Annotated in this window: 6 protein-coding genes; all 6 read left to right on the forward strand. The window is 64.7% G+C overall.

Translation table 11 applies throughout. The annotated features are described in order from the left end of the window. A partial coding sequence (locus tag VIQ49_RS20655) for a DUF4245 domain-containing protein (RefSeq protein WP_331888134.1) occupies positions 1 to 463 on the forward strand: 463 nt, incomplete at its 5' end. A 111-nt stretch (positions 464 to 574) separates the two neighbouring features. Next, a complete protein-coding gene (locus VIQ49_RS20660; RefSeq protein ID WP_331888136.1) occupies positions 575 to 2,857 on the forward strand; it encodes an MMPL family transporter in 2,283 nt (760 codons plus the stop codon). 138 nt (positions 2,858 to 2,995) lie between these two features. Beyond that, positions 2,996 to 4,171 (forward strand): helix-turn-helix domain-containing protein, encoded by a 1,176-nt coding sequence (locus tag VIQ49_RS20665; RefSeq protein ID WP_331888138.1) that lies wholly within the window; start codon positions 2,996 to 2,998, stop codon positions 4,169 to 4,171. A gap of 86 nt (positions 4,172 to 4,257) precedes the next feature. After that, complete coding sequence (locus VIQ49_RS20670; RefSeq protein ID WP_331888140.1) at positions 4,258 to 6,072, forward strand: NAD(P)/FAD-dependent oxidoreductase; 1,815 nt, start codon at positions 4,258 to 4,260, stop codon at positions 6,070 to 6,072. A gap of 55 nt (positions 6,073 to 6,127) precedes the next feature. Next, complete coding sequence (gene glpX / locus VIQ49_RS20675; RefSeq protein ID WP_331888142.1) at positions 6,128 to 7,132, forward strand: class II fructose-bisphosphatase; 1,005 nt, start codon at positions 6,128 to 6,130, stop codon at positions 7,130 to 7,132. Between the two features lie 122 nt (positions 7,133 to 7,254). Then, the coding region (locus VIQ49_RS20680) for a fumarate hydratase (protein ID WP_331888144.1) at positions 7,255 to 8,429 on the forward strand (1,175 nt) is incomplete at its 3' end.

The raw sequence follows: 8,429 nt of genomic DNA on the forward strand, positions 1-8,429 counted from the left end.
GGTCCCCGCCTATGACGTGTCCAGCGCACTGACGGCGGAAGCCCGCAACTCGACGTTCCCGATCCGGCTGCCGCAAACACCAGAGGACTGGAAACCCAACAGCGGTAGCACGGCTGCGCTCGAGGACACGACGGTCTCCAACGCCGGGTACATCACCGCCAACGGGGTGTACCTCCAGCTCAGCCAGACCGGTGCCGGCAAGGACGGTCTCGTCGGTTATCTCGTGGGTGACGAGACACTGCTCGGCGCCGGCACCCGCGACGTCGGCGGGTCCGAGTGGGTGGTCTACAGCAAGCCCGAGGGCGGACGTTCGGTGTGGGTCACCGACCTGGGTGACGTCCGGATCGGACTGATGGCGAACAAAGCCGGCGAACCCGATTTCACCACGCTCGCCGAGGCGGTTCTCGCTGTTTCACCGCTGCCGGGTTTGAACCCGAACGCCCAGGTTCTGCCGACAAAATAGCGCAAAGCCCCTGCCCGATAAGGGAAGCCCTGCCGCCGACGGACAGCGTCGACCGTATCGTTCACCTTCCTGGTGAGAGCGATGTCACTGCAAGACTATAGGCTCAGCCCCATGGCAATGTTCCTGTACCGCCTCGGGCGGTTCTCTTTTCGGCACAAATGGTGGGCCATCGTCAGCTGGCTGCTGATGGCGGTTCTGGTGGTCACTCTGGTGAACACCCTGAACCCGAAGTTCTCCAAGGACTTTGAACTGCCGGGCACCGACTCGGACAAGGCGATGTCCTTGATGAAGGAGAACTTCTCCGCCATCAACGAGGAACAGACCGAGGCATCGACCAGTGTCCTCGTCGCCGCCGACGACGGGCTCGAGGCGCACACCGACACCATCAATGGCCTTGTTGCCGAGCTGAAGACGTTGCCGGATCTGACTGCGCCGGCCACGATCGTCAACCCGGTGACCGCCGCCAACGAGATCATCGCCGAAACGAACAATCCGAACGCGGCGTCGTCGATCCTCAGTGCCGATGGGACAGTCGGTCTGATCCAGGTCAAGCAGAACATCAAGGTAGAAGATCTCACCGCCGAAGACACCAAACAGTTCGAAGACATCCTTGCCGAGTTCCGTGTCGGCGGCCTCCAGGTCGAGGGCACCGGTTCGCTGATGCAGGTCTTCGAACAGGGTGGCGCCGCCGAGATGCTCGGCTTCCTCGTCGCCTTCATCGTGATGATCGTGGCGTTCGGCGCCATCGTCGCCGCCTTCATCCCGATCATCACCGGCATCCTCGGCGTGGTGATCACGATCATGCTGGTCACGCTCGGCGCGGGTGTGTTCAGCATCAACGAGAGCGCAACCGGCATCATCACGATGCTCGGCATCGCGGTGTCGATCGACTACGCCCTGTTCATCGTCTCCAGATACCGCAGCGAACTCAATCTCGGCGGGACCCGTGAAGCCGCCGTCGGCCGGGCCGTCGGTACGGCCGGTTCGGCGGTCGTGTTCGCCGGCCTCACCGTGATGATCGCGGTTGCCGCGCTCTCCGTCGTCGGCATCCCGTTCATCTCACAGATGGGTCTGGCTGCAGCGCTTGCGGTCCTGATCGCGGTGCTCGGTGCCATCACACTGATTCCCGCCCTGTTGGGCGCCTTCGGCCGTTTCGCGTTCTCGCCACGGATCCCGAAGGTCCGGCACGGCGACGAACCGGAGTCCCAGGCGACCAATGGCCTGCGCTTCGCCAAGTTCGTCACGAAGTACCCGTGGCCCGTTGCCGCGATCTCGTTGCTCGCGCTGATCGTGGTCGCCTTGCCGATGACCAAGCTCGAACTCGGTCTCTCGACCACAACCGACGCCGAGGCCCCGGCCACCGCGTTGCTCCAGCGCGGATTCGGTGAAGGCATCAACGGTCCGTTGCTGGTGGTCTTGAACGACACCGACGGCGGCGATGTGGCTCCTGCGGCCGAACAGACCATCGAGCACATCAAGACCCTGCCCAATGTCGCGAACCCGGATCAGATGACCTGGATCGGCAACGGTCCGAATCAGAGCGCCGACCCGGCGACGGGCCAGACCGGAGCAACCTCCGCACTGATCTTCGTGACTCCTCAACACTCACCGAGTGGTCCGCAGACACACGATCTGATGGAACAGATCCGCGACTATTCATCGACGCCGGAGGCCGAGGGTGTCACCCTCAACGTCGGCGGTCAGACCGCGATCATGTCCGACATCTCGGCGAAGCTGAGTTCGGCGCTGATCCCGTACCTGATCCTGGTGGTCGGACTGGCGTTCATCATCCTGATGATCGTGTTCCGGTCGGTCCTGGTACCGCTCACCGCCACGATCGGCTTCCTGTTCTCCGTGTGTGCCACGTTCGGCGCCACCGTCGCGATCTTCCAGTTGGGCCATCTGGGCCTGATCACGCACACACAGCCGATCATCTCGTTCCTGCCGATCTTCATGATCGGTGTGGTCTTCGGTCTGGCGATGGATTACCAGGTGTTCCTGGTTACCCGCATGCGGGAGGAGTATGTCCACGGGCTGCCCGCGAAGGAGGCGGTGATCATCGGGTACAAACACGGTGCCCGCGTGGTCGCGTCCGCCGCCATCATCATGATCGCGGTGTTCGCCGCATTCATGCTCGCGCCCGACACCAGTTCGAAGATGATGGGCTTTGCCCTGGCCGCGGCCGTGTTCTTCGACGCCTTCATCGTGCGAATGGTGATCGTGCCCGCGGTCATCACGATCATGGGCGAGCGGGCCTGGTGGATCCCGGCGTGGCTCGACAAGATCCTGCCGAACGTCGACATGGAGGGCACGGCCATCCGCGAGATCCCCATCGACACCTCGGTGTCCGCGGACGGCAAACCACTGGAGCCCGCGGTCAGCGGCAACGGCTGACCAACGCATAGCTCGCACCACTCACCCCTGTCGACCACCGGTCGACAGGGGTGAGTTGGTTCGGTGGTCCAGATCAACCGCTGCGCTGTGACACGGCTCACGTAGACTCATCGACGACCCAACGAGCCGGAGAACTGTGTGCCACAACCGCTGACCCGCCCGTCGAGCGCACTGCGTATCGATCAGGATCCGCGTGCCCACCTCCGCCGCCTGGATTCCCTGTTCGCGCAGTGGTCCACCACCGGCGCGATCCCGCTCGGGGTGCGTGAGGAAGTCGCCCGCTCGTGGCAGCGGCAGCCCGGTGAATACTGCGGCCCCGACTACCGGCCGTCGGACGAGATAGCCCACCGGAGGGAAGCAGATCCGTTTCTCGCCCACGCATCGGCCTCGCTGCGGGAACGCCTTCTCGCCAGTTGTACCGACACGGCCACCGAGCTGGTGCTCTGCGACCGCGACGGGGTGGTCCTGTGGGTGGCCGGCCCCTCCAATGTGCGACGCCGGTCGGAGAGCCTCGGCTTTGTCGAAGGCGCGTCGTGGACCGAGAAGTCCGTGGGCACCAACGCCCTGGGAACCGCAATGGCCGACCGCACTCCGATCCAGATCTTCGGTTCAGAGCACGCACATCCGAGCCACCACAGCTGGGTGTGCACCGGCGCGCCGATCATCGACCCCCGCGACGACTCGGTTCTCGGAGCGATCACCCTGTCCGGAGGTCTCCGCACCGCCCATCCGCATACGCTGTCGCTGGTCTGCTCAACACTCGACGCGGTCAATGCCGAACTCGAGATGCTGCATCGCGATGATCTGCGGTCCCGCAGCGTCGCGGCCGCAGGACTGCTCGGCCCCACCGGATCCGACGCACTCATCGTCGACCGGGGAGGTTGGGTCATCGCCGCCCGAGGCATCTCGGTCAGCGATCGGCTCTACATACCCGGCGGCCTCGGCGCGTCGAATGTGTGGATTCCCAGCCTCGGCCACTTCGAGGCGACCCAGGTGGGCGACCTCTGGCAGCTGAATCGGTCACAGCGCAGCGTCACGACCCTGACCCTGACCTCCGAACCGCCCGGCGCACACATCACATTCGACGACTCCCGGCAGACCACACATCCGCTGACCCGGCGGCAGCTGGACCTGCTCCGGATCCTGGCCCAGCAACCGGCCGGTTTGAGCGCGCGAGAACTGTCGACGTCGCTCTACGGTTCCGGCGATCACACGGTGACCGTTCGAGCCGAGGTATCCCGGATCCGTCGCACCCTCGGACCGCTGCTCGTCCCGCGGCCGTACCGCCTGACCGTGGCCGCAACCGTCTCCTGACATCTGCAACCTCCTGCAACCCTCCCCCACGGAGCAGATCACTCATAGCGTCGTATGTGATTCACCTCACGCTAAGGAGTTGCGACATGACCACCACGGTCTCACCCACCCAGACCGCGCAGGCATTTTTGGACAACCTGGAGCGGGCGATCAGCGATGCCCGCGACAGTGGAGACGTCAGCGCCGTCACCGACCTGTTCGTCGACGACTGCTACTGGCGCGACCTGGTTGCCCTGAGCTGGAATCTGACAACCGCGGAAGGCAAGGACGACCTGGCGGCGATGCTGATGGCGACCTTGCCCCACTCGGCACCCGGAAACTTCGAGTTGATCGGCGAGGCAACGGATTCTGGTGACGGCATCACCGAAGCCTGGTACACGTTCACGACGCCGGTGTTGCGTGGCAAGGGCCTGATGCGACTGCGAGACGGCAAGTGCTGGACATTCCTCACGTCGGCGCAGGAATTGCTGGAGTTCCCCGAGAACAAGGGCAACCGGCGGATCAAGGGTGCCGAGCACGGCGTTGTGCCCGGTCGCAAGAACTGGCTCGATCGACGCACCGAGGCGCAGCAGACCCTGGGTGTCACCACCCAGCCCTACGTCCTGATCGTCGGTGGCGGACAAGGTGGCATCGGCCTGGCCGCCCGCCTGCGCCGCCTGGGGGTGGACGCCCTGGTCATCGACAAACACCCCAAGCCGGGCGACCAGTGGCGCAGCCGCTATTACTCACTGTCCCTGCATGATCCGGTCTGGTACGACCACATGCCATACCTCCCCTTCCCCGACGACTGGCCCGTGTTCACGCCGAAGGACAAGATGGGCGACTGGCTCGAGAGCTACGTCAAGATCATGGAACTCGACTACTGGTCGAACACCCTGTGCCAGAGCGCCTCGTTCGATGAGGCCACCGGTCAGTGGACCGTCGAGGTCGAGCGCGAGGGCGAACACCTGACCCTCACACCGACCCAGTTGGTGATGGCCACCGGCATGTCCGGCATCCCGAACATGCCCGAGATCCCGGGCGCCGAGACTTTTGAAGGCGACCTGGCGCATTCGTCGCAGCATTCGGGTGGCGGCCGGTACACCGGCAAGAAGGCGGTGGTCCTCGGCGCCAACAACTCCGCGCACGACATCTGCGCGGATCTCTGGGAGAACGGTGCGGACGTCACCATGATCCAGCGCTCGACCACCCACATCGTGCGGTCCGAGTCGCTGATGCGGGAAGTGCTCGGCCCGCTGTATTCCGAAGAGGCCCTTGCGGGCGGCATCGATCACGAGACAGCGGACCTGATCTTCGGGTCGATCCCCTACGGCTTGCTCGCGCAGTTCCAGATCCCCGCCTGGGACACCATCCGAGAACAGGACAAGGACTTCTACGACCGCCTCGAGGCCGCCGGATTCATGCTCGACTTCGGCGACGACGGATCCGGGCTGTTCCTCAAGTACCTGCGCCGCGGTTCGGGCTACTACATCGACGTCGGTGCGTCCGAGCTCATCGCTGACGGCAAGGTGAAACTGAGGGCACCCGCCCACATCACCGAGATCAAGCCGCGGTCGGTGGTCCTGTCGGACGGCACCGAACTCGAGGCCGATCTCATCGTGATGGCCACGGGCTTCGGTTCGATGAACGGCTGGGCCGCCAAGCTGATCTCCCAGGACGTCGCCGACAAGGTCGGCAAATGCTGGGGCCTGGGGTCGGGCACCACCAAGGACCCGGGTCCCTGGGAAGGCGAGCTGCGCAACATGTGGAAACCCACTGCCCAGCAGAACCTTTGGTTCCACGGCGGCAACCTCCACCAGTCGCGCCACTATTCGCGGTACCTCGCGCTGCAACTCAAGGCTCGTGAGGCGGGGATGAACGTCAGCGTCTATGGGCAGGCACCGGTGCACCACCTGCAATAACGGGCATGAAAGGATGGCCTTCAACACAATCGCCGCGATTCAGGAGGCCATCACAATGTCAGCCGCTAATACCAACTTCGAGGCTCCGGACCGTAACTTGGCGATGGAACTCGTGCGCGTGACAGAGGCCGCCGCACTCGCGGCCGGACGTTGGGTCGGCAAGGGCGACAAGAACGGTGGTGACGGAGCCGCGGTTGACGCGATGCGTCAGCTCCTGTCCACCGTGTCCATGCGCGGTGTCGTCGTCATCGGTGAAGGTGAAAAAGACGAAGCACCGATGCTCTACAACGGCGAAGAGGTCGGCAACGGCGAAGGCCCCGAGGTCGACGTCGCTGTCGATCCCATCGACGGCACCACCCTGATGGCCGAGGGTCGCCCCAACTCGATCGCCGTCATCGCGGTGTCCGAGCGCGGCACGATGTACGACCCGTCGGCCGTGTTCTACATGGAGAAGATCGCTGTCGGTCCGGAGGCCGCCGGTGTCATCGACATCAACGAATCCGTCGAATACAACGTCCAGGCCGTCTCCAAGGCGAAGGGCATCGAGGTCGCCGACCTCACCGTGGTCGTCCTCGACCGCGAACGCCACGAAGGTCTGATCGCCGAGATCCGGGCCGCAGGCGCCAAGGTGCGCCTGATCTCTGACGGCGACGTCGCCGGCGCCATCGCGGCGGCACAGGACGAGAGCTCGGTCGACATGCTCATGGGCATCGGCGGCACCCCCGAAGGCATCATCACGGCCGTCGCCATGAAGTGCATGGGCGGCGAGATCCAGGGCAAGCTCTGGCCCCGCAACGCCGCCGAGCGCCAGAAGGCGATCGACGCCGGACACGACCTCGACCGCGTCCTCAAGACCGAAGACCTCGTCAGCGGCGAAAACATGTTCTTCTGCGCCACCGGCGTCACCAACGGCGACATGCTGCGCGGCGTCAGCTACCGCGCCAACGGTGCCACCACCCGCTCGCTGGTCATGCGGTCGAGGTCGGGCACCATCCGCGCCATCGAGGGTCGCCACACCCGTCAGAAGCTCAACGAGATCTCCCAGAACACCACCGCGTAGCGTGCGGATGGGGATGCGCATCGCGCAGCCCCACCGAGGGGCCGCACCAGTTCACTTCTCCGAACTTTCGACTGGTCAACCTCTCACAAGGGGCCGCCGACCGCAGCGATACGATGCTGGGCGTGAGTAAACCAGCCTCAGCCCCAGAGTTTCTCTACTCCGATCTGCTCCCGATCGATGGCGACGACACCCCCTACCGACTCCTCACCACGGAGGGGGTGTCGACGTTCGAGGTCGACGGCCAGACCTTCCTCAAGGTCGAACCGGAAGCCATCCGGAAGCTGACCGCCGAGGCGATGCATGACATCAGCCACTACCTGCGCCCGGCTCATCTCGCGCAGCTCCGCAAGATCATCGACGACCCCGAAGCGTCCGGCAACGATCGCTTCGTCGCGCTGGATCTGCTCAAGAACGTGAACATCTCCGCCGGTGGTGTGCTGCCGATGTGCCAGGACACCGGCACCGCGATCGTGATGGGTAAGAAGAGCGAAGGCGTGCTGACCGGCGCCGACGACGCGCAGTCCATCTCCCGCGGCGTGTACGACGCCTACACCCAGCTCAACCTGCGGTACTCGCAGCTCGCGCCGCTGACCACCTACGAGGAAAAGAACACCGGGTCCAACCTCCCGGCCCAGGTCGAGATCTACGCGACCGAGCAGGGCCCCAAGGGACCCGAGTACAAGTTCCTGTTCATGGCCAAGGGCGGCGGCAGCGCGAACAAGTCGTTCCTGTTCCAGGAGACCAAGGCCATCCTGAACCCCAAGGGAATGCTCAAGTTCCTCGACGAGAAGATCCGTTCGCTGGGCACCGCGGCCTGCCCGCCGTATCACCTCGCCGTCGTCATCGGCGGTACCTCGGCCGAGTTCGCGCTCAAGACCGCGAAATACGCCTCTGCCCATTACCTCGACAACCTGCCGACCACGGGTTCGATGTCCGCACACGGGTTCCGGGACCTCGAACTGGAGGAAGAGGTCTTCAAGCTGACCCAGTCCTTCGGGATCGGCGCGCAGTTCGGCGGCAAGTACTTCTGCCACGACGTGCGTGTGGTCCGCCTCCCTCGGCACGGTGCGTCGTGTCCGGTGGCGATCGCGGTCTCGTGCTCGGCAGACCGCCAGGCCCTCGGCAAGATCACCGCCGACGGGGTGTTCCTGGAGCAACTCGAGACCGACCCGGCGAAGTACATGCCGGCTGCCGGTGTGGCCGAGGACATCTCGAGCGGCGAGGTGGTCGAGGTCGACCTCAATCGGCCGATGTCCGAGATTCTCGAACAGCTCTCGCAGTACCCGGTGAAGACCCG

Origin of the sequence: Williamsia sp., from assembly GCF_036566845.1 — a bacterium.
Classification (GTDB): domain Bacteria; phylum Actinomycetota; class Actinomycetes; order Mycobacteriales; family Mycobacteriaceae; genus Williamsia.